Raw genomic sequence first — 21,235 nt, 5'->3', positions numbered from 1 at the left:
AAACTAAGCATTCTTTAAGTGGATCCTGACCCATCACAACTTTCTATCATATCAACGATTTCTAGTGGAGATCAATTACTATATATCTGTATATTCATACTACTTCTCATTGCCAGTGCTTTAATAAGCGGTGCAGAGGTCGCGTTCTTTGGCCTCTCTAATACAGAGCTGGAAGATGAAAATGAGGATTTTTCCAGAAGGCAAATAGTACGCAATCTTTTACAGAAACCTAAAAAATTACTAGCAACTATATTAATAGCAAATAATGCTATTAATATAACATCAGTTTTGATATTCAGTATTTTGAGTGATACCTGGTTTGAAAACATTGCGTCTTTCAAATTGTTTGATTTTCAAATTAATGTACGTTTTATTTTAGAGGTTGTAGTTGTTACCTTTTTAATATTGCTCTTTGGCGAGATTTTCCCTAAGGTTTATGCAAACCGTAATCCTAAAGGTTTTGCCAGTTTTATGGCTGTACCGCTTAATATTTTAGATAAAGTATTTAGCTTTCTTAGTTTACCTATGCGTTATGTTACACTACAAATTCAAGAACGTTTGGGTAGTAAAAAATCTAACATTACAATATCACAATTATCTCAAGCTTTGGAACTTACTGATGATAATGATACTACTGATGAGGAGCAACAGCTGTTACAGGGAATTGTAAGTTTTGGTAATACGCATACTAAAAACGTAATGCGCAACCGTATGGATGTTTTTGCTCTCGATGAAAGCTTGCCTTTTACAGAAATTATTCCTCAAGTCATAGAAAATGGATACTCTCGTATTCCTTGTTATAAAGAAAGTATCGATCAAATTACTGGAGTACTTTATGTAAAGGATTTGCTTCCTTATATAGATAGGAAAAACTATGAATGGACAAAGTTGTTGAGAGAAGCCTATTTTGTTCCAGAAAACAAGAAACTAGATGACCTTCTACAAGAATTTCAAGAGAAGAAAAAACACATTGCTATAGTAGTGGATGAATATGGTGGTACTAGTGGGCTAATATCTCTTGAAGATATAATCGAGGAGATAGTAGGAGATATAAGTGACGAATTTGATGAAGAAGACATTGTGTATTCTAAGCTAGATGATAAAAACTATATATTTGATGGCAAAACACAATTAAAAGATTTCTATAGAGTTCTTGATCTTGAAGAAGATAACATCTTAATTTTTGAAACGGCAAAAGGCGAGTCTGAAACACTAGCTGGATTCATTTTAGAGCAAACAGGATATTTTCCACGTAAGTTAGATTCTATTGTTTTTCACAACATCACCTTCTTAGTTGAGGTCATGGATAAAAAAAGAATTAAACAAATTAAATGTACTATAGCTTAAGATTTATACTAGCATTATTTCTAATTATCTTATTTTCTAGTTGTAATGATAATGAGGTTTTACCTAAACCTAATGGACAGCTTGCTTTAGATTTTCCTAAGGGTAATTATGTATTTACAGAAAATCAAAACTGTCCCTTTTCATTTGAGCTTAATGAATATGCTAGGGTTCTTGCAAAGCGTGATTGCTCTATGAAAATAGAGTATCCAGGAATGGACGCCACCATCTATCTTAATTATAGACCAGTAAAAAATAATTTAAGGCAGTTGCTTATAGATGGTCAAAAGTTGTCTTATGAGCATAATCAAAAAGCAGACGTTATCGCAGATTATCCTTTTGTCAACAAACTTAAAAACTCCTACGGGATGATGTACGAGATAGAAGGTGATGCAGCTTCAAACGCACAATTCTATGTAACTGATAGTACTAAACACTTTTTAACAGCTGCGTTATACTTCAATGCGCAGCCTAATTATGATTCTATCTTGCCTGCAGTGGATTACATAAAAAGTGATATGGTTAAAATGATGGAAACTCTTTCCTGGAAGAATTAATATACTCCTTATTGAGTATTTTCTACCGTTTCTATTCTGGTTATCATTGGCATAACTAATTAAACTGTAGACAGTATGAAAACTTTTAAATCAATTTTAGTATTAGCATTTGTAATTGTGGCCTCTATTTCTTGTGATAGTGATGATGATAATGACACTATGGGCTCTGGCAACGGCACTGGATCGTTAAGTTATGACGGTAATGAGTATGCCTTAGATAAAGGTTCCCTTATCAATTATGGTGGGTCAGGTAACTCTTTTAATTTTGATATTACCTTAGGCTCACCTAGTTTGACATTAGATCAATTTGGAGATTTTGATGGAACAGGTGAAGTGGTATATTTTGAATTATGGACTGATCAGCAATCAGGACTTAAAAGTGGTACCTATAATTTTGACGCTTCTTCCAGATCAGACTTTACATTTACTATTGCAGATGTAGGAATAGGTTGCAATCAAAATGGTACTTGTACATTTGAGGATGCTGCAAGAACAGGATCTGTTACCATTAATAAAAATGGAGATAGTTATGACTTGATCTTCAACTTTACCACTAATACAGGCGAACTTATCACAGGAAATTACAATGGGTCTCTAAGATCTTTTTCTGATATATAATTTTAGTTTCAACCATAAAGAAACCGACCTGATATAAACTTCAGGTCGGTTTTTTTTATGTTTTTTTATGAACTATCAGACTTTAAAAAGTAGCACCTTTGCGGTTTGAAATATTATGGATAACTCGCGATTAAAATATCTTTACCTTATTATTTTGAGTCTTATATGGGGCTCTTCATTTATTTTGATAAAGAAAGCCTTAGGAGGAGAAAATGGCGAGTTAGTCCTACAGCCACTACAATTAGGAGCTGTTCGTACCATGATTTCTGGTGTGATACTTATTGCCATAGGCTGGAAATCTTTTGCCGCTACAGATAAGAAAGACTGGCCTTGGTTAGCAGTGTCAGGTTTGTTAGGTACCTTTTTTCCAGCATTTCTATTTGCTTATGCACAAACTGAAATCGACAGTGCTATAAGTGCTATACTTAACTCTACTGTACCACTTATATCTTTGATAATGGGAGCTGTTATTTTTGGTATTTCCTTTTCACGCAATCAATTTATAGGTGTAATCGTGGGTCTAGCAGGTGCTATAGGCTTAGTAGTTGCTGGAATGGAAAGCCATCCAGATCAAAATTACTTATTTGCTGGACTTATATTGATCGCTTGCGTTTGTTATGCGAGTAATGTAAATATTATTAAGAAGTATTTACAAAATATTAAACCTCTAGCTATAGCGACTGGTAATTTTATATTTATCGTGCCTCTAGCAATTATTGTGTTTTTTAGTGCAGATGGTCAATCTATTGAGTTCACTGATAGTCGAGTACAAGAAAGTTTCCTATACATCATTATCTTATGTGTTTTTGGTACAGTTGCTGCAAAAATTATGTTCAATAAATTAGTTCAAATGACCTCGCCTGTATTTGCAACATCGGTTACTTATTTAATGCCAGTTATAGGATTAACTTGGGGAGTTCTTGATGGTGAATTTTTTAATTTATGGCAAGGAATCGCTACTGCTGTGATCATTTTTGCGGTCGTACTTGTTACTAGGGAAAAGAAAAAGGCCTAATCAATGACCTCATTAGTGACCATATAATTTACAATGGCTTCTTTCATCAATAATGATTGTTCTCCAGCCTTAAGTGATGGAAGTTTTTCCTTTACCGTAAAATGAGGCCATTTATCATCATCAAAATGAGAAAATTCATAATAGCCATAAGGTTCTAAAACACGGCAAATTGCGATATGCATCAATTGTAATTTCTCATCTTTCTTGAATTTACGATGCAATTGTCCTAGTTCTTGAACTCCTATGATAAATAAAATTGCATCCAGATCCATTTCATCTCCATCTGCAAATTTGGATTGAAAAAAGGCGACAGTTTTTATCCATCTTTCTTTTAATTGCTCGTCTCTAGTCATAGTGCAAAGATACTTCTAGAAAATTGTTCTCGTTCCTAGATCATATTATTTATTCCGCTTTCGCGAAAGCGGAACAGCAAGTTAATAATATACCCTATAATGGGTATTTAATATTTGAAATAGGATTTCTAAATTTGACTATTAGTCAAAAATTATTAGGGATATATTTTTGATAAGTCCATCGATCCATTTACCGATGGACTTTTTTATTTAGTCTACATAAATTCCATTTGCTGGAATCGCAAAAGTTCTTTTATCTAGTCCACCACGATCAATGTCTACCTTTGAAAAAACTCTAGAATTACCTTTTGCGGTGGTAGGTCTATTATTTTCTACATTATACCACATCAATTCTTCTGGAAGCAGTAAATCATTAACTTCTTGCCATTTATTGTATTTAATGTAACTGTATTGATTAGACTTTTTACCTTGGCCATAAGTTACTGTGTAAGCAAGCCATTCCATTTTTTTAGTTTCAGGATGGTAGTACATGATGTAATTGTCATCTGGAGCGTCGCCTACATTTGCTTCATAACCTATTTTAATTCCTGGATAAACTAAGTCACCTTTTTCTAATGGTGCCGCATCACTATAAACTATTCCATCATCTGCCAGTAAAAACGGCATGGCATAAAAATAAAACATCAAATTGTGATAGAATCGAGCACGTTCTTTAGGAAAATAAGTACTGTCTTGAGCGATCCATACTTTTCCATCAATAGAACCTATACTGTAATCTGGTGTTTCTACTTTAATATCTCTTGATTTGAGATCTGTAATCGTACTTTGATCATCCATATTATAGGTCAAACTTTTCATTTCTTTCCAGTTTTGAAGTCCGCCATGAGCGTTGATAACGTCTAATAGACTTTCTGGATATCTAGATGTGTCCATTGCTGAGATCTTAGCTTCAGTGGAAGGTACCTCTATTGAAGGGCTGTCGTTCTCCGTCTTGCACGATGTGATTACTAAAATACAGGCAAAAGCAATAAATAAATTTTTCATATTTCAATTTTAAATGTAAATATACAGCGACTGTTCAAGGCTAGATTATTAATAATACCTAAGAACTTGAACATTTTACCTTTACCCATCGTTGCAATTAGTAATCTACAGAATCAGTTGTAAAAATTTTAAGTTCAAGATCTAACGCTTATCTTTAAACGCCAATAAAATTAAGCTATGAAACAATTTCTTTCTATTCTATTTTTAAGTTCTTTTTTGATTTCCTTTGCCCAAAATCCTAAAGCAACTCCTACGACAAAAGTTCAAAATGGGCTTTCACAAATGGAACAAATGGCGCAATCATCGCCATTTAAAAATCTAGAATTTAAAAACATAGGACCTACAGTAATGTCTGGTCGTGTGGTAGATGTAGATGTGAATCCTAATGATCCTACTGAAATGCTTGTTGCCTACGCCAGCGGTGGATTGTGGCATTCAAATAATAACGGTACCAGTTTCACACCTATTATGGATAACGCAAGTACTATAAATTTAGGAGATATTGCAGTAGATTGGGATTCAAAAACTATCTGGGCAGGAACTGGAGAAAATAATTCTAGTCGTAGTAGCTATGCTGGAATAGGTTTGCTTAAATCAACGGATTGGGGTAAAACATGGAGTGAGCCTATGCTTACAGACTCTCATCACATAGGACGTATTTTAATAAATCCTAAAAATATAGACCATGTCGTAGTAGCCGTAACAGGACCATTGTACTCTTTGAGTGATTCAAGAGGGATTTACACTACTAAAGATGGTGGGACAACTTGGAATAAAACACTTTTTGCGACTAACATGGCTGGATTTATAGACCTAGCTGTTGCTCCAGAAGACTTTAATGTGATGTACACAGCAAGTTGGGAAAAAGATCGCAAAGCATGGAATTTTGATGGAGATGGAGAAGCAAGTGCTATTTATAAAAGTACTGATGCGGGACAAACTTGGGCCAAAATCACTACAAAATCTAGCGGCTTTCCAGTCGGTAGTGGAGTAGGACGTATAGGACTTGCTGTTTACGATGCCAATACCGTTTACGCTGTCCACGATTCACAATTTAGAAGACCTAAGAAAGATGATGATTCCGCTTTCGCGAAAGCGGGAAAAAACAAGGAACTTTCAAAAGAGGATTTTAAGTCCATGTCTAAAGAGGACTTCTTAAAACTTGATGACAAAAAATTGAACATCTTCCTGAAGCAAAACGGTTTTCAAGAAAAATATAGAGCGCAAAATGTAAAAAACATGGTGCGTGCCGGTGACGCAACACCTATGGATGTTGCAAAATACCTTGAGAATGCTAATACTCAACTTTTTGATACACCTGTAAAAGGAGCCGAACTCTATCGCTCTAACGATGGTGGAAAAACTTGGAAAAAAACTCATGAAGATCAAATTGATGGTGTTTTTTACAGCTACGGTTATTACTTTGCTCAAGTACGAGTAGATCCTAGCGATGTAAATCACGTTTATGTTATGGGTGTACCGATCATTAAATCTGACGATGGCGGTAAAACCTGGAAGAGCATTTCAAAAGAAAATGTCCATGCAGATCATCATGCGTTATGGATCAACCCAAACAAGAGAGGCCATATAATTAACGGTAACGATGGTGGATTGAACATATCTTATGATGATGGTGAGACCTGGATCAAAAATAACTCGCCTAGTGTAGGACAATTTTATGCCATTAATTATGATATGGAAAAACCATATAACGTTTATGGAGGCTTGCAAGATAATGGCGTTTGGGTAGGTGCACACAATGCTAGAGAAGATAGATCATGGCATCAACAAGGTCAGTATCCATGGGAATCTATTATGGGTGGCGATGGAATGCAAATACAAATAGATTCTAGAAATAGCGATATCGTTTATACCGGTTATCAATTTGGTAATTATTATAGAATTAATCGCGACACCGAAGATGGAACTTATATCCAGCCAAAACACGAATTAGGAGAATCTCCTTACCGCTTTAATTGGCAAACTCCTATATTATTGAGTTCACACAATCAAGACATCCTGTATTTAGGAGGTAATAAATTACACCGCTCGATGAATCAAGGAGACGACTGGACAGCCATTTCTCCAGACCTTACTCAAGGTGGTAAAGAAGGAAATGTAGCTTATGGAACCCTTACTAGCATTAGTGAATCTCCATTTCAATTTGGTTTGATTTACACAGGATCTGACGATGGATTAGTTCAAATTACAAAAGACGGTGGTGCAAGCTGGAATAAGATTAAAGGCAACTGGCCAGTAAACCTTTGGGTAAGCCGTGTGGTAGCTTCCCAACACGATCAAGCGACTGTTTATGTAACTTTAAATGGATATCGTTTTGACGATTTTGCACCTTACGTGTTTAAAAGTACCGACTATGGTAAGACTTGGGCTAACATCGGCAATTCTATTCCTACTTCACCAGTGAATGTGATTATTGAACATCCTAAGAAAGAAAATATCTTGTTTTTGGGAACAGATAACGCAAGCTACATCAGTACTGATTCAGGAAGTACGTGGAATCTTCTAAACAATGGAATGCCACCTGTTGCTGTACATGATATGAAAATACAGCCTGAGGCAAATGATCTATTGATAGGAACACATGGTCGTTCCATTTACACAGCAAATCTGGATGCATTAGAATTATTAGGTGAAGATGATAATTTCGCTCTTGCGAAAGTCGATAAAATGAGAGCCTCTTCTAGATACGGATCGCAAGGATTTATGTGGAGTGAAGGACGAGAGCCTAAAATTGAGTTGACTTTTTACACTCCAATCGCTGGAAAAGTAAAAGTAGAAGTCCTTAATGAAGATGGGAAAACCATTTATGAAAATGGAATGACAGCAAGTGTAGGATTGAACTTTTATACTTATGATGGTAGTGTAGGTGAGTATGCTTTAAAACGTTTTGATAAAGAAAACAGGCCTAAAAAAGCAGATAACGGTAAATACTACTTGCCTAAAGGAACTTATACAGTAAAATTAACTGGAAGTGGTGGAACGGCTTCTCAGGAGCTGGTAGTGGAGTAATTTTTTTTGAACTATTATATTTCATAAGGGCAGAATTAATTCTACCCTTATGAATAAGTCCTGTTAACCTAAGCATCAATATGAAACACTACTTTTTAGTTCTTGCACTTTTGATACTGAGTTGTGGTGAAAAACAACCGCAACAAGAAGAATTATCTTTTATGAAAACAACCATCCAACTAGAAGACGAGCAAGTTGCTATAGATCTTTCAAAACCTCATGATATCAGTATTGCGGTTCAAAACAACGCTGGAGTAGGAGCGTGGTATATCGATCAACCGCAAATAAAGCACGTAGAAGTAGATGGTTATGTTGGGAATGTAAAATTGGGCGGCTCGACTAACTTTAATGATGTAAATTTTAATCCGCATAGCCATTGTACACATACAGAATGTATAGGTCATATTTCTGAAGAATTTCATAGTGTCAACAATGCGCTGAATGGTACGTTTTTTAAAGCCCAATTGATGAGTGTGACGCCACAAGAAATGGACGGTGATTTAGTTATTAATGAATCCGTCACTGCCAGTTTAAAAGATGGTGTAACAGCGGTTATTTTACGTACGATGCCTAATCCTGAGAGTAAGAAACAAAAAAGATATTCTAATACAAATCCGCCGTATGTAGATGCCGGCTTGATGTTACGCTTTCGCGAAAGCGGAATCAAACATTTTCTTATAGACTTACCTAGTGTGGATAAAGAGAAAGATAATGGTGAATTACTGGCACATAAGGCTTTCTGGAATTTTGAAGGAGCGCAAAGACTTGATGCTACAATAACTGAGTTTATTTACGTGCCTGAGGTGATCAAAGATGGCTTATACATGCTGGATCTTCAGGTAGCACCTATTGAAAATGATGCCTCACCATCACGTCCTATTCTCTACGAGATATTGTAAATTTGGCCTATGGATTTATTATTTTTTCTTGGACTAGCTTTAGGTGCTATTGCTTCATTTTTTATTTTCAAGTTTTTTTTCAAAGGTGGTAAAAAAGAAAACCGTCAGGAGCAGAGTGTGGTCCTAATGGAAAAAATACGCTCGGTATGTAAATTTATTACCGTAGAAGGCGATTTTTCTGAAATTTACCATTATCAAAATGTGAAAGATAAAATTGCCAACTTTCTCTTAGGAAAAAAGAAAGCCATTATCTTGATCAAAGCAAAAGCTCATATAGGCTTTGATCTTACTAAAATAGAAATGGATAGTGATCCAGATGCAAAAACGATCACGCTTAGAAACTTCCCGCAGCCACAAATTTTAAGTATAGAAACAGACTTCAGTTATTATGATAAATCTGAAGGTTGGGCAAACTATTTCACCAGTGATGATCTTACCGAAGTAACACGCAATGCTAAGCAGCACATCATTGATAAAGTTCCAGAAAGTGGTCTTATGGAACAAGCCAAAAAAGAAGCTATAATGGCAATCAAAATGATGGAAGGACTTGCTGCGACCATAGGATGGAAACTAGATTACAATGCATTAGTCCTAGATCAACCAGTAGAGAAGAAGAAATTAAATTCCTAATGGAAATAGACGAGCTTAGAGACTATTGCCTTTCTAAAAAAGGAGTTACAGAAGAATTTCCTTTTGATGAGGTAACGCTCGTTTTTAAAGTGATGAATAAGATGTTTTGCCTAGCTGGCTTAGAGAAATGGGAACGAGGAGAAAAAACTATCAATTTAAAATGTGATCCAGAACAAGCCATTCAATTGCGTGAAAAATACGATGGAACAGTGATAGGAGGTTTTCACTCTAATAAAAAACACTGGAATACGATTTATACAGATCGAGATATGCCATCTAAAGAGTTACAGCACTGGATTAATCATAGCTATGATCTTGTAGTGTCTAAATTGACTAAAAAAGATAAAGAGACCTTAAAGAATCTCTAGTTTTAATATAAAAATTAAAAATATTGCAATCAAAACTTCACAACTTTTATAATGAGCGTATTGCTCAATTTACAGATTCAAGCAATAGACTTCAAAATCAATTGCGTTTATCTAGCACCTTTCGTTTTTTGGTCTTCATAGGTGGTTGTGTAATAGTATATTTTTTATTTGATTACTGGCAGTATGCTCTTCTTGCAGCATTTGTAATTTTTGGCTTCTTCCTTTTTCTAGTTTCAAGACATGAAAATTTAAAACGCAAACGTGATTTTCAAATAGCCTTACGTGATATTAACGGTAAAGAATTACAGATTCTAGATCGAGATTTTCATGGCTTTCCTACTGGTAAAGAATTTCTAGAAGATGATCATGAATACAGTCGTGATATTGATCTTTTTGGTATAGGTTCTATGTTTCAGTATTTGAATAGAAGTGTTACAAAAGATGGTGTGATCTCGCTTGCGCGAAAACTTAACGGCAATAACATTATAGATATTGAAAAGAAACAAGAGGCAATAAAAGAGCTTTCAAAGAAAGTAGATTTCAGACAAGAGTTTTGGGCTACAGCAACTTTATTGGACAACGAGCGTGATCCTGAGGCCATGCTAGATTGGGTAAAAGATTATAAGCCTTTTGTGCCTAAATTATTTTCTTGGTTGTGCTGGTTATGGTTAGGTTTGAGTATAGCAACTTTTACATTGTACTTCTATGATCTAGTGACCGGTTATATTCCTGCAGCAGTATTTTTCATAGGTCTTGGAATTACTGGAAAATATATCAAACAAGTCACGGCTTTTTCTAGTAACATAAGCAATCTAGAATTGTTCTTCAGTCAGTATAGTCAGTTAATTTTTGCGATTGAAAAAGAAACTTTTGAAAGTGATTTACTTGTGCAGTTGAAATCGCAAATCACAACAAAAGGAGCTCCTGCATCAGAGCGGTTTCACAATCTTGCTAGAGCAATAGGAAGACTAGATCAAAGAAATAACATGCTTTTTGGCGTGCTTGCAAACGGTTTGGGACTTTGGGATTTAAAACAAGTACATACGATTGAAAACTGGCTGCAAGAAAATGCGACACATATAGAAAATTGGTTACAAGCCGCTGCAGAAATAGATGCGTTAAGCTCCTTAGGTAATTATGCCTTTAATCATCCAGATTATACTTATCCTAAAATTATTGAAGGTGACTTTCAATTGAAAGTTGCTGACGCGCACCATCCGTTACTCGACCCTAGTAAATCTATAGGTAATGATATCTCTATAAAATCTGGAGAGTTTTTTATTATTACTGGAGCAAACATGGCTGGTAAAAGTACCTTTCTTAGAACTGTATCGATGAAGATCGTACTTTCTAATGCCGGTTTACCAGTTAGTGCGCAAAATGTAACATATAGTCCTATAAAACTCATCACAAGCATGAGAACTAGTGACTCATTAACAGATGATGAATCCTACTTCTTTAGTGAGTTGAAACGTCTTAAATACATTGTAGATAAAATAGAAACCGATCGGTATTTTATAGTTCTTGATGAAATTCTTAAAGGAACTAATAGCCAAGACAAAGCAAATGGCTCTCGTAAATTGATAGAAAAACTATCCAGAAAGCACGCCACAGGAATTATCGCCACTCACGACCTAAGCCTTACTGAGGTCACAAATGAATACGATACTATTTCTAACTATTTTTTTGATGCAGACATCACAAATGATGAGTTGACCTTTGATTATAAATTCAAAGATGGCATTGCGACTAATATGAATGCGAGTTTCTTATTAAGAAAAATGGGGATAGTAGATCAGTAGAATCTTTTCAATTCTGAGAATATAAATCTATAAGATTAACCGTGTGGTTTTAGTTTTATCTATTCCGCTTTCGCGAAAGCGAGAACATCATAATTCTAATCTTATCTCTTCAAAGCAAAATGTCCTCCGAAACTTTTAGGAACATTATTTTCAATGTACTCTACTTTAAACCAATAGTCAGAAGAAGGTAATGGCTGTCCATTATAAGTACCATCCCATCCGGCTCCACTAGGATTTATTTGTTTTAATAATTTTCCAAAACGGTCAAAGATGTAAATTATAGTGCTAGGATCGTTATTGACACCTATGATGTTCCAAGTATCATGAAAGCCATCATTATTAGGAGTGAAAAACAATGGATATCCTATTACATTTAAAGGTATTTCTACCATCGCGCAGCCTTCTGCATCTTGAATCACTATAATATGTGGTCCTGGAGTGACGTTATTAAAGTCGCCATTAAATTGCCATGGGCCGTCGTCCAACCTGAAGATGTACTGATCTGCTGGGCCTTCAGCAAATGCTTCTATTCTATGCCTTTCTTCAAAATATTTTGTGACAACTTCAGCACCAAAACGATCTGGTGGCCCTAGTTGTCTTACTTCAGTAGTTTGAGAATTTGAACATCCTGTAGCTGGATCAGTAACTGTAATAGTATACATTCCTACCTGAGTAGCCGTTAAATTTGCATTGGTCTCACCGTTAATAATGACGCCATCAAGTTCCCAAGTAAAATCTAGACTTGTTGAGTCAACACCAGTGTCCAATGTAGGTGGCGAATCTGCAACGGTTAAAACACTACCATCATTGTTTAAGCATAAATAATATAAATCAAAAAGCTGTGGTACTGCAATTTCATTAACCACGAGATCAAAAGTTGTAGTATCAAAACAGCCGGTACTATTTTCTAGTCTCACGTAAAGAGTTTGTGGAGTAGTGTTGTTTTCAAAACTGGTGGTGTTATTTATAGGATTCACATCACTGTCTGCATCTTGCTGTGAACTGTGGTAAGTAACGTTAATTCCAGTTTGTCCGTTTAAAATTGTAGCTTCATTGATTGTGAGATCAAAAACTTCTAAAAAGTCTCCAGTATTATTTTCGTCACAAACTGTAAGTGCAGGAGCTGTATTTGCAATAGGAGCATCTCTTACTTCAAGCTCAAGAGTTGTTGAATTAGTACAGCCCGTATTGTTATTTTCTATGATTACAAAGATCGTTTGCGGATTTGAAGTATTAGTAAATAAGCCATTGATCTCATTTGTTCTTGCCGTAGCATCAGCTTGTGAGGAATAGAAATATGTAGTCACATTAGTAGCGCCGCCAGTGATTTCATTTACTCTAGAGTTTAGGTCGAAGATTGTATTTCCATCTAAAACGTTATCATCACATAAGTCATAAACCATTGGATTATTTACGAGAGGAATCTCTTCAACGTTGAGGTCAAATACTGCTGAGGAGTTGAAACATCCAGTAATAATGTTTTCTAATCGTACATAAATACTTTGACTCCTACCTGGAGCGTTCTGATAAGCTGTAGGATTGCTAATAGGTGCAGTGCCTGTATTTGCATCTTCTTGTGAAAGGTGATAACTAATACTTACATCTGTAAAGTCTTGAGATCCTATTATTTGATTTTCCACTGAGGTAAGATCAAATGTCTCTATTCCATCTCCAGTATTGTTCTCATCACATAAGGTTAAGTCACTTGGGTTTTGTGCGATGTTAGGCTCAGCAAAAACTGATATATTGATACTAGTAGTGTCAAAACATCCAGTATCATTAGTTGCCACTACACGAGCAAATATAGTTTCTGGTGATGTAGTGTTTGTATAAGTCGTTCCTAAAGGATTGGTGTCCGTATTTGCATCATTTTGTGTAGCATAGTAGCTTACGGTTACGGTTCCAGGAGTATATCCTGGCGCGACTTGAGAATCAAAATCTGCTAAGGTAATTGCTGTTATTCCATCAGTATCATTATCACAAGCAACCACATCTTGTACTGGAGCAGCAAACACATCATCTACTATCAACTGGAAAGGATAGATAACCACGCAATCAAAAGTATTGTCTTGAACTCTCACATAAAGTGTTTGAGGATTGCTTAGACCTTGATAATTAGAGACCGTAGGAATCACGTTAGTTTGGTTTTGCGCATCTATTTCACTCTCATAAAAAGAAACATTATACTCAGTAGCATTTAAACCGGCTAACATAAAATTTTCAATAATAGTAAGGTCAAAAGAGCCAGGACCATTTGGATCGCAAGAAATTGCGTCTGGAGGACTAGCGCTTGGTAATTCAACAAACTCAAGATTGACAACCGTACTTGCAACACAACCAGTGGAAAAGGTGATGTCAACCGCATAAAAACCATTTTCAGTAACATCTAAAAGAGGACCAGTGGCTCCAGGTATTACAGTTCCTGAGTTTCCCACTATTATTGAGTCTGATCTTCTCCATGAATAAGTGAGAGTCGTACCTGGCAGCGTGGGCAATGTGGCATCTAACGTATAAACCTCTCCTGCGCACAAAGGATTACCTCTAGAAATAACTCTGCTACCACCTAGATCTACGCTTATATCAAAACTACCACCTTCTATAAAAACCGCAGAGTCGTACTCAGAATCACGCGCGTCTGCAATGACAAGTTTAATGTTGTAGCTTCTATTAGGTACCACTGCGCTAGAGGCAGTTAACACATCTGTCTGACCATTAAATTGGATAGGACTCGCAGCGGCCGACGATCCTAAATTTGGGGATCCAAATACATTAGCATCTAAGTTGTATTGACCAAAAAATGAGGGATTCATAGGTGAACAGGCAGCAGGTGGAGGATTGCGCACTGTTATTACTTGAACCGGTGTGCTACTGCCCGGAAGAGTAGCTAGATTTACTATATCACCGGTCACATTATCTGTTAAGATAAATGCAAAAGCATCTGCAAAAGAACATTCAAAAAAACCATTATATTCCTCACTAGCAAATAAATAGTCAAAAGAAATGAAATTACCTACTGGTGTAAAGTCAAATGAAATCCATGTAGCATCAACTGAATTTAAGGGAGAGCCAGCCGCTGCCATAATCATTTCTAAGTCTAGATCGTTGCCTGAGAGAATATTATCGCTGCTGTCTGCAAGGTCATTTGGTCCGTTTGCTCTCAGGGCGTTTCCTGTGGAAAGAATGATCCCATTTTCTATAGGAAATGTAGTTCCGTTACTTTCAAAATAAGCTATTCCATTTCTATCTGGTCCTACTCCGGTACTTGATAAAATGTTATTAATAGGTGTACATCCACCTTCAAACAAAACCCCATCAATAAGCTCTTCAACTGTAAACGTAGAATTGCTCGTGCTGATTTGTGATACACTTATTTGCGTAAATAAGAATGCCAAAATGATAAACAAGTATTTATTCATTACCATACTTTCCTTAAAAATAAGACTTGAATATGTTATGGTATGCAGATTATTCTTTAATTAACAATTATCTATAAGCTTAACGATTTATGAACTAGAGTAGAGTTTATGAAATAGGTCGTACATGACAATTCCTGCACATACAGATATGTTGAGACTATGTTTTGTGCCGTACTGTTCTAATTCAATGGTTTCTTTACAAGCGTTAACTACTTCTTGTTGCACTCCTTTTACTTCATTACCTAGGATTATGGCGACTTTTTGATTTTTGGCAGGGATAAAATTATGAAGAGATTTAGAGTTTTCAGCTTGTTCTATAGCACATGTTAAATAGCCTTCACTATTTAGGTTATGAACTAGTTCTAAGGTATCTTCTACATATTGCCATTCTATTGTTTCAGTAGCTCCTAGAGCAGTCTTTCTTATATCCTTATGTGGCGGTTGGGCAGTGATACCACACAAGTAAATTTTTTCTATTAAGTAGGCATCTGCACTTCTGAATACAGATCCTATGTTGTTTAAACTACGTACGTTATCCAGCACAATGACTAGTGGTGTTTTATCACTTTTTTTAAACTCATCGTTTGTGAGACGTGTTAATTCTTCATTGAGTAGTTTGCGCATGACTAGTAATTGATTTTAAAATTACTTATAAAATTGTTGTGTATTTCGCTTTCGCGAAAGCGAAACAAAAAAGGACAACTCTACAGCTGCCCTTTCCTTAAGTAAATAAAAGTAATATTATATTATAAATTAACTGCTGGACAGTTACAGCTCCATCTATCTTTTCTACATAAGAAGTCTATTCCTAAAGTAATCTGGTGGAAACCACCATTTGCAAAGCGAATATCACCAAATTGATAACTATAATTATAACCGAAAGTGAACTCGTTATATTTAATACCAAATAATGGAGAAAGAAGTGATAAATTTTGTTCTTGAACGCTATCGCCATCCAGATATTCAGCACCATCAAAACTCTGACGATAGGATAGTCCCATGTATAGAACGCTGTTATCGTTAAGGTCGTAATAAGCCTTTGCATTAACGTCCATAAATTGCTCTGCAGTGCGATCTGTACGTTGATAAAGTACTGATGGTTCAAACTGCCAGTCGCTGTTGCGCGGTGCAAATAAATAACCTAACGTTGCTACATAACGGCGCTGGTTAGTACTTTCAAATCCTTCTGAATAAATTTCACGATTTTGAAAAATAGCATTTTTTACTGTAAAGTGGGCATAAAACTCCTTGTAGAAATAAGACATTCCTATATCTACATTAAAGTAAGAATCACTTCTTAAAACACCAGTGATAATAGGGTCGAAGTCAGTCAGGTCAAAGTCAGATTCATCTAACCTGCTTTGTACCATACCTGCATTAATACCAAATGATAATCTATTTAAATCTTCATAACCACCGCCTACTTGAAGGTGGTAAGCATAACTAAGGTAGGCTCCAGTTTGAGAATGGTAACCGTTTTTATCATTAAATAAGATAGCACCTACACCACTATTTTCTCCTACTCCTGTGTTGAAACTTAACGTTTGCAAATTAGGTGCGTCTTCTTGATCAAACCATTGCTGTCTAACAGTACCTCTTACCTTTCCACAAGCTGCAGCTCCTGCCATTGATGGGTGAATCAAATAATAGTTATCTGTCAAGTAGTCTATATAAACTGGGACACCTTCTTGAGCAACGGCTAGCTGACTACTAAAAACAACAGCTAGTAAAATGAATAGTTTTTTCATGTTAAGTTTTATGTATCTTCTTAACGCACAAACCTAATGATTTGTTTTATTTGATTTATATCTTCTTTAAACCCTTTAAAACCTATGATAGTTTTGGAAAATCAAAGATTTTAAATAAATAAAACCTACTTTTTGTACGAAAGGTTTCAAATATATAAATTTTTGTTAGAGTAAATTAATTAATCCGAATTATGTTAGCTAGCAATTATAATTTAACAATCAAAAAAAGAAGAGAAAGCTGAGTAATCAATTTTTACTCAGTTCTGATTGTTATTATCAATACACTTAATAGGTGCAGTTCCTTATTTCTAGACTTATCTTTGCACCATTATTAAACGAAGTATGAAAAAGCACGAGATAACAATTATACCTACTAGTAACGAGGCGATTATAAAATTTGAAAGCAACCATTTTCTGGTTAAAAATCATAGTTATGAGTTCAAGAACATTGATGAGGCAAAGCCTTCACCTCTTGCGCAACAATTATTTTATCTGCCATTTGTAAAGACAGTTTACTTAGCTCAAAATTTTATTGCTATAGAGCGTTACGATATCGTTTCTTGGGACGATGTTAAGACTGAGGTTGCTGATCAAATTGCAACATATTTGAACAGTGGTGAAGAATTAGTAAAAACAGATGACACTAAAAAGAAAGTGCCAGTAACGGTTTATGCAGAGGCTACTCCTAATCCTAACGCAATGAAGTTTGTAGCTAATAAAAAGCTTACCGTGAATAGCAAGGAATTTAAAAGCATAAATGATACTGAAACAGATACATTACCTAGATCCTTATACAGCTTTCCATTCATTAAAGAAATTTATGTAGATGAAAACTACATTTCAATCCAGAAACACGATGTTGTCTCTTGGGATGAAGTGACCCATGAGGTACGTTCCTTTATACGAGAGGCTCTTGAAAACGGCGCTACGATAGGAGAAAGTAAGCTGGAGAGTGCTGCAATTGTTAAAGAGAAAGGGGAAACTGTTGATCTTCCTAAATTTGAAAATTTAGACGATGTTTCAAAAAAGATTGTAGAGATTCTTGACGAGTACATTAAACCAGCCGTAGCTAGTGATGGCGGTAATATTGTTTTTGAAGGTTATGAAGAAAGTAATGGTGAAGTACGTGTCATTTTACAAGGTGCATGCAGCGGCTGCCCATCTTCCACTATGACCTTGAGAAATGGAATAGAGACTATGCTTAAAGACATGATTCCAGGTAAAATAGATCGCGTTGTTGCTCTTAATGGCTAAAATCCGTATCTTTTAAGATTGATAATTCTAAATTTATAAGTTATGGCAGTTTTAAAAGTAATCGAGATATTAGCAAACAGTGAAAAAAGTTGGGAAGATGCGACAAACAATGCTGTAGAGCATGCCTCTAAGAGTGTTAAGAATATTAGATCTGTATATGTTAATGAGCAAAGTGCTCAAGTAAAAGATGGCAAGGTTTCTGAGTATAGAGTAAATGTGAAAATTACATTTGAGGTGAAATAAAGTTATTTCATTAGAGTAATTAATTCTTTAAATTCTTAATTATGAAAAATTTTATTCCAGCAATTCTTGTTTTGCTTGCATGTTTTACATTATCTGCCCAAGGTAATTTTTCCTTGTATAGAAATAATGGCAATAATTTAGAAACTAATTTTTATAAAAAATTATCTACTAACATTAAACTCGATCGTAGCAACTATGATGGCAGTCCATTTATGGATGATGAACTTCAGTTAGGCACAATAGTTTTGAATGGGAAAGATGAGCAGTCTTTCTTCATGCGTTATAATATCTTACATCAACGCATTGAATTTAGTGAGGTAAATGACGTAGAAACTTTAAAAATGCTACCTAAAGATGAGAAATTAATTGTGAGGCTTAATGGTAAACTCCTGCAGTACTTAAATTTACCTAATATGCCCGCTACTTATTATGAAATAGTAAAAGTTTTTGATGAGAATACTTTACTGCTTGTTAACCATGATAAAGATGTGGTGTTACCTCAACAAAAAAACTCATATGTAGCAGAAACTCAAAAAGCTCGAATTAAAAGCAGTAGCACCATCTATTTTACGAGTGATGAATTTTCTACAGAGTTAGATAACCATAAGAAAAGAAGTGTTAAGGCTTTTCCTAAATCAGATCAATCTATTCTCAAAGAGTACATTAAGGAGAATAAAATAAAATTCAAAGATGATTATAAGGGACTTATCGCTTTGGTAGGAAAGTACTTAGATTTAAAAAGTTAACCGGTTCTAAATTCTTTTAAATAAAAAGGTTCAAAGTAAGCGACGTCAACGATGTCGCTTTTTTTGTATTTTTTAATCGCAATATCACACATGGTTAAAGATGTAGGATTTGAGGTGATGTAGCTGTGTTTCTCCTCTTGGATTAGTTCTTTAAACTTATTTACACCAGTTCCTATAAATGTGATGGTCTCGCTTTCGCGAAAGCGGGAAAAACTACCTTCTTCTAGTACTACGGCAGTTGCTGGTAGTAATTGAGTTTCTTTATCAAAAACCGCTGCATACACTTCCATTCTTCGAGCATCTAGCATGGGAACGGTTAAATTATCTGTGATTGTATTTTGTTTGCTCAAAGATTCTAGCGTACTAATAGCAATCATAGGTATATCTAAAACAAAACAAAGACCTTTTACAGCCGCTACACCTATTCTCAATCCAGTATAAGAACCAGGACCTTCACTAACCGCAACTGCATCTAAATCTTTCTCTGAGAAATTATTGCGTGATAAAATTTCTTTAATGTAAATATGCAATCGTTCTCCGTGACTATATCCATCGCTATTATCTTCTAGTAAATCAAGACAATTCACAACACCTAATTTATTACGGTAACTGCCGCTTTCACTGGCTAGAGCTACAGAACAATTTGTAGAAGTCGTTTCTACACATAAAATTAAAGACATTATTTCTCTTCTTCGTTTATATCTTCTGAAGTATCTAACTCATCATCCTTTTCACTTTTAGAAGTCACTGCTTTCCCAGACTTCAAAGTTTTTGTAACTGTTCTATAAGGACCGGTAATGACTTTATCACCTTTTTCTAGGCCAGATGTTATTACGATGTTTTTATCATCTTGAATACCGGTGGAGACCACTCTCAATTTTGCCTTACCGTTTTCTTCTAGATACACGCATTCAAATTTTTCATCATTTGAGTTTGCGTTATTGCGAGCAGATCTACTTGTAGATTCTAAAGTATCGTTTTTAACTACTATTGCGCTTATAGGTATAGCTATGGCATCTTTTTTTTCTCTTGTAATGATGTCTACTGTTGCGGTCATACCAGGCTTAAAAGGACTGTAATTCTCGCTTTTTCCTTGAACTAGCTCCTTATAACTATCTGGTAAGATTCTAACTTTTACCTTAAAATTAGTTACTTGGTCTGCGCTTAGAGTACCAGTAGCTGTATTTGCAATTTCAGTTACTTCTCCTTCAAATTGTCTTTTTAAATAGGCGTCAACTTCAACGATAGCTTTATCACCTACTTCTATTTTAACGATGTCGTTTTCATTTACATCTACTTCTACTTCCATCTGTGACAAGTCTGCAACACGCAATAACTCAGTTCCTGCCATTTGCTGTGTACCTACCACTCGTTCACCTAGTTCAACTGCGAGTAAAGAAATAGTACCAGTCATAGGAGCAAAAATACTTGTACGACCTAAGTTGTCAGTTGCTTCATTAACTGTTGCGCCAGCGCTTTGTACTGAAAAATATGCCGATCTCTCTGCTGCTTTTGCTCTTTCATAAGCTGCGGTCGTAGTATCAAACTCTGCTCTAGAGATTACACCTTTTTCAAAAAGCTTTGCGGCTCTTTGATAATTTGCTTTTGCTTCTACTAGAGTAGCCTTTGCTTGTTCAAATCCAGCTTTAGTATTAGCAAGTCCGGCGCGAGATCTACTTACACTAGACTGAAGTAGATCGGGATTGATCTTTGCTAGAAGATCTCCTTTTTGTACAGCTTGTCCTTCTCTAATAGGAAGTTCTATAATTTCACCAGGAACCTCAGGCGATATACTAACTTCTACTTCAGGCTTAATTTTACCTGTAGCACTCACGGTTTCTGTCACATCTAGAGTTGTAACTTCCATTACCTCTACTGTGATTCCTTTTTCTCCTTGACCAGCAAACATTTTAAAGCCTATAAAGGCTAATACGGCTAGAACAGCAAGAATTACTATGATAAGTATAGCTTTTTTCATGGTATTAAAGTTTTAGGTCTTTAGGGTCAATACCAAAAAACAGCTCAAGAACTTTAAGTCTAAAAATGTAATCGTATTTGGCTTGATTTAAAGAAATCTTAGTATTGTCGTATCTTAATTTGCTCTGGCTAAAATCAAATGCGTTAGTAAGACCTACATTATATCTTTCCCTAGCATACTCATAAGCTAGTTCTTGTGACTCTAGAGATGTTTTTGCTGCTTCATATGA

20 protein-coding genes are annotated in these 21,235 nt (G+C 35.4%); 12 read left to right on the top strand and 8 right to left on the bottom strand.

Annotated elements, in window-relative coordinates; genetic code table 11:
- Nucleotides 1-18 precede the first annotated feature (18 nt).
- The 4 genes from A9Q93_RS08630 (at nt 19) to A9Q93_RS08615 (ending at nt 3,534) form a co-directional block, all read left to right on the top strand.
- Nucleotides 19-1,347: a gliding motility-associated protein GldE gene (locus tag A9Q93_RS08630; RefSeq protein WP_303686990.1), complete on the top strand. Its 1,329-nt coding sequence runs from the start codon at nt 19-21 to the stop codon at nt 1,345-1,347.
- Nucleotides 1,332-1,901: a gliding motility lipoprotein GldD gene (gene gldD / locus A9Q93_RS08625; RefSeq protein ID WP_303686989.1), complete on the top strand. Its 570-nt coding sequence runs from the start codon at nt 1,332-1,334 to the stop codon at nt 1,899-1,901. Before A9Q93_RS08630 ends, gldD begins: the two co-directional genes overlap by 16 nt.
- Before the next feature lie 75 nt (nt 1,902-1,976).
- Nucleotides 1,977-2,519 carry a hypothetical protein gene (locus A9Q93_RS08620; RefSeq protein WP_303686988.1) on the top strand — a complete coding sequence of 181 codons (543 nt, stop codon included), beginning with the start codon at nt 1,977-1,979 and terminating at the stop codon, nt 2,517-2,519.
- A gap of 115 nt (nt 2,520-2,634) precedes the next feature.
- Nucleotides 2,635-3,534 (top strand): DMT family transporter, encoded by a 900-nt coding sequence (locus A9Q93_RS08615; protein ID WP_303686987.1) that lies wholly within the window; start codon nt 2,635-2,637, stop codon nt 3,532-3,534.
- On the opposite strand, the gene A9Q93_RS08610 is transcribed toward A9Q93_RS08615, so the two are convergent.
- The gene (locus A9Q93_RS08610; RefSeq protein ID WP_303686986.1) at nt 3,531-3,887 is read right to left on the bottom strand and encodes a hypothetical protein; all 357 of its coding nucleotides are present in this window, start codon (nt 3,885-3,887) and stop codon (nt 3,531-3,533) included. The genes A9Q93_RS08615 and A9Q93_RS08610 overlap by 4 nt on opposite strands.
- Nucleotides 3,888-4,097: 210 nt before the next feature.
- Entirely contained in the window at nt 4,098-4,892 is a 795-nt protein-coding gene (locus A9Q93_RS08605; protein ID WP_303686985.1) for a DUF6503 family protein, read from the bottom strand.
- Nucleotides 4,893-5,069: 177 nt separating this feature from the next.
- Here A9Q93_RS08605 and A9Q93_RS08600 point away from each other — a divergent pair, with 177 nt between their 5' ends.
- The 5 genes from A9Q93_RS08600 (at nt 5,070) to A9Q93_RS08580 (ending at nt 11,621) form a co-directional block, all read left to right on the top strand.
- On the top strand, nt 5,070-7,922 hold the full coding sequence (locus A9Q93_RS08600; RefSeq protein WP_303686984.1) for a glycosyl hydrolase: 2,853 nt from the start codon (nt 5,070-5,072) through the stop codon (nt 7,920-7,922).
- 80 nt (nt 7,923-8,002) lie between these two features.
- Nucleotides 8,003-8,821 carry a cyclase family protein gene (locus A9Q93_RS08595; protein WP_303686983.1) on the top strand — a complete coding sequence of 273 codons (819 nt, stop codon included), beginning with the start codon at nt 8,003-8,005 and terminating at the stop codon, nt 8,819-8,821.
- A gap of 9 nt (nt 8,822-8,830) precedes the next feature.
- Complete coding sequence (locus tag A9Q93_RS08590; protein WP_303686982.1) at nt 8,831-9,451, top strand: DUF4230 domain-containing protein; 621 nt, start codon at nt 8,831-8,833, stop codon at nt 9,449-9,451.
- Nucleotides 9,451-9,819: an MmcQ/YjbR family DNA-binding protein gene (locus A9Q93_RS08585; RefSeq protein WP_303686981.1), complete on the top strand. Its 369-nt coding sequence runs from the start codon at nt 9,451-9,453 to the stop codon at nt 9,817-9,819. The genes A9Q93_RS08590 and A9Q93_RS08585 overlap by 1 nt, the downstream gene beginning before the upstream one ends.
- 23 nt (nt 9,820-9,842) lie before the next feature.
- Nucleotides 9,843-11,621: a DNA mismatch repair protein MutS gene (locus A9Q93_RS08580; protein WP_303686980.1), complete on the top strand. Its 1,779-nt coding sequence runs from the start codon at nt 9,843-9,845 to the stop codon at nt 11,619-11,621.
- A gap of 101 nt (nt 11,622-11,722) precedes the next feature.
- On the opposite strand, the gene A9Q93_RS08575 is transcribed toward A9Q93_RS08580, so the two are convergent.
- From A9Q93_RS08575 to A9Q93_RS08565, 3 genes are all read right to left on the bottom strand, one after another.
- Nucleotides 11,723-15,037 carry a T9SS type B sorting domain-containing protein gene (locus tag A9Q93_RS08575; RefSeq protein ID WP_303686979.1) on the bottom strand — a complete coding sequence of 1,105 codons (3,315 nt, stop codon included), beginning with the start codon at nt 15,035-15,037 and terminating at the stop codon, nt 11,723-11,725.
- An 87-nt stretch (nt 15,038-15,124) separates the two neighbouring features.
- Nucleotides 15,125-15,661: an RNA methyltransferase gene (locus A9Q93_RS08570; RefSeq protein ID WP_303686978.1), complete on the bottom strand. Its 537-nt coding sequence runs from the start codon at nt 15,659-15,661 to the stop codon at nt 15,125-15,127.
- 122 nt (nt 15,662-15,783) lie between these two features.
- Nucleotides 15,784-16,785, bottom strand: a complete 1,002-nt coding sequence (locus A9Q93_RS08565; RefSeq protein ID WP_303686977.1) for a type IX secretion system membrane protein PorP/SprF — start codon at nt 16,783-16,785, stop codon at nt 15,784-15,786.
- A gap of 342 nt (nt 16,786-17,127) precedes the next feature.
- Between A9Q93_RS08565 and A9Q93_RS08560 the strand changes: the two genes are divergently transcribed.
- The 3 genes from A9Q93_RS08560 to A9Q93_RS08550 are packed head-to-tail and all read left to right on the top strand — an operon-like array spanning nt 17,128 to nt 19,028.
- Complete coding sequence (locus A9Q93_RS08560; protein WP_303686976.1) at nt 17,128-18,039, top strand: NifU family protein; 912 nt, start codon at nt 17,128-17,130, stop codon at nt 18,037-18,039.
- Nucleotides 18,040-18,081: 42 nt separating this feature from the next.
- Nucleotides 18,082-18,282 carry a dodecin family protein gene (locus tag A9Q93_RS08555; RefSeq protein ID WP_303686975.1) on the top strand — a complete coding sequence of 67 codons (201 nt, stop codon included), beginning with the start codon at nt 18,082-18,084 and terminating at the stop codon, nt 18,280-18,282.
- Nucleotides 18,283-18,323: 41 nt separating this feature from the next.
- Nucleotides 18,324-19,028 carry a hypothetical protein gene (locus A9Q93_RS08550; RefSeq protein ID WP_303686974.1) on the top strand — a complete coding sequence of 235 codons (705 nt, stop codon included), beginning with the start codon at nt 18,324-18,326 and terminating at the stop codon, nt 19,026-19,028.
- Here A9Q93_RS08550 and tsaB read toward each other — a convergent pair.
- From tsaB to A9Q93_RS08535, 3 genes are all read right to left on the bottom strand, one after another.
- Entirely contained in the window at nt 19,025-19,708 is a 684-nt protein-coding gene (gene tsaB / locus A9Q93_RS08545; protein WP_303686973.1) for a tRNA (adenosine(37)-N6)-threonylcarbamoyltransferase complex dimerization subunit type 1 TsaB, read from the bottom strand. The genes A9Q93_RS08550 and tsaB overlap by 4 nt on opposite strands.
- Nucleotides 19,708-21,006 (bottom strand): efflux RND transporter periplasmic adaptor subunit, encoded by a 1,299-nt coding sequence (locus A9Q93_RS08540; RefSeq protein WP_303686972.1) that lies wholly within the window; start codon nt 21,004-21,006, stop codon nt 19,708-19,710. Before A9Q93_RS08540 ends, tsaB begins: the two co-directional genes overlap by 1 nt.
- Before the next feature lie 4 nt (nt 21,007-21,010).
- Nucleotides 21,011-21,235, bottom strand: a 225-nt coding sequence (locus A9Q93_RS08535; RefSeq protein ID WP_303686971.1) for a TolC family protein, incomplete at its 5' end; no start/stop codon positions are given.

Source organism: Nonlabens dokdonensis (assembly GCF_002162835.1).
Classification (GTDB): Bacteria; Bacteroidota; Bacteroidia; order Flavobacteriales; family Flavobacteriaceae; genus Nonlabens; species Nonlabens dokdonensis_B.
This window is presented reverse-complemented; position numbering and strand designations above follow the sequence as displayed.

Bases quoted from the DNA above. Each gene is read 5' to 3' on its own strand.
- gldD (WP_303686989.1), top strand. From the start codon at position 1,332: ATGTACTATAGCTTAAGATTTATACTAGCATTATTTCTAATTATCTTA.
- A9Q93_RS08620 (WP_303686988.1), top strand. From the start codon at position 1,977: ATGAAAACTTTTAAATCAATTTTAGTATTAGCATTTGTAATTGTGGCC.
- A9Q93_RS08615 (WP_303686987.1), top strand. From the start codon at position 2,635: ATGGATAACTCGCGATTAAAATATCTTTACCTTATTATTTTGAGTCTT.
- A9Q93_RS08610 (WP_303686986.1), bottom strand. From the start codon at position 3,887: ATGACTAGAGACGAGCAATTAAAAGAAAGATGGATAAAAACTGTCGCC.
- A9Q93_RS08605 (WP_303686985.1), bottom strand. From the start codon at position 4,892: ATGAAAAATTTATTTATTGCTTTTGCCTGTATTTTAGTAATCACATCG.
- A9Q93_RS08600 (WP_303686984.1), top strand. From the start codon at position 5,070: ATGAAACAATTTCTTTCTATTCTATTTTTAAGTTCTTTTTTGATTTCC.
- A9Q93_RS08595 (WP_303686983.1), top strand. From the start codon at position 8,003: ATGAAACACTACTTTTTAGTTCTTGCACTTTTGATACTGAGTTGTGGT.
- A9Q93_RS08590 (WP_303686982.1), top strand. From the start codon at position 8,831: ATGGATTTATTATTTTTTCTTGGACTAGCTTTAGGTGCTATTGCTTCA.
- A9Q93_RS08585 (WP_303686981.1), top strand. From the start codon at position 9,451: ATGGAAATAGACGAGCTTAGAGACTATTGCCTTTCTAAAAAAGGAGTT.
- A9Q93_RS08575 (WP_303686979.1), bottom strand. From the start codon at position 15,037: ATGAATAAATACTTGTTTATCATTTTGGCATTCTTATTTACGCAAATA.
- A9Q93_RS08570 (WP_303686978.1), bottom strand. From the start codon at position 15,661: ATGCGCAAACTACTCAATGAAGAATTAACACGTCTCACAAACGATGAG.
- A9Q93_RS08565 (WP_303686977.1), bottom strand. From the start codon at position 16,785: ATGAAAAAACTATTCATTTTACTAGCTGTTGTTTTTAGTAGTCAGCTA.
- A9Q93_RS08560 (WP_303686976.1), top strand. From the start codon at position 17,128: ATGAAAAAGCACGAGATAACAATTATACCTACTAGTAACGAGGCGATT.
- A9Q93_RS08555 (WP_303686975.1), top strand. From the start codon at position 18,082: ATGGCAGTTTTAAAAGTAATCGAGATATTAGCAAACAGTGAAAAAAGT.
- A9Q93_RS08550 (WP_303686974.1), top strand. From the start codon at position 18,324: ATGAAAAATTTTATTCCAGCAATTCTTGTTTTGCTTGCATGTTTTACA.
- tsaB (WP_303686973.1), bottom strand. From the start codon at position 19,708: ATGTCTTTAATTTTATGTGTAGAAACGACTTCTACAAATTGTTCTGTA.
- A9Q93_RS08540 (WP_303686972.1), bottom strand. From the start codon at position 21,006: ATGAAAAAAGCTATACTTATCATAGTAATTCTTGCTGTTCTAGCCGTA.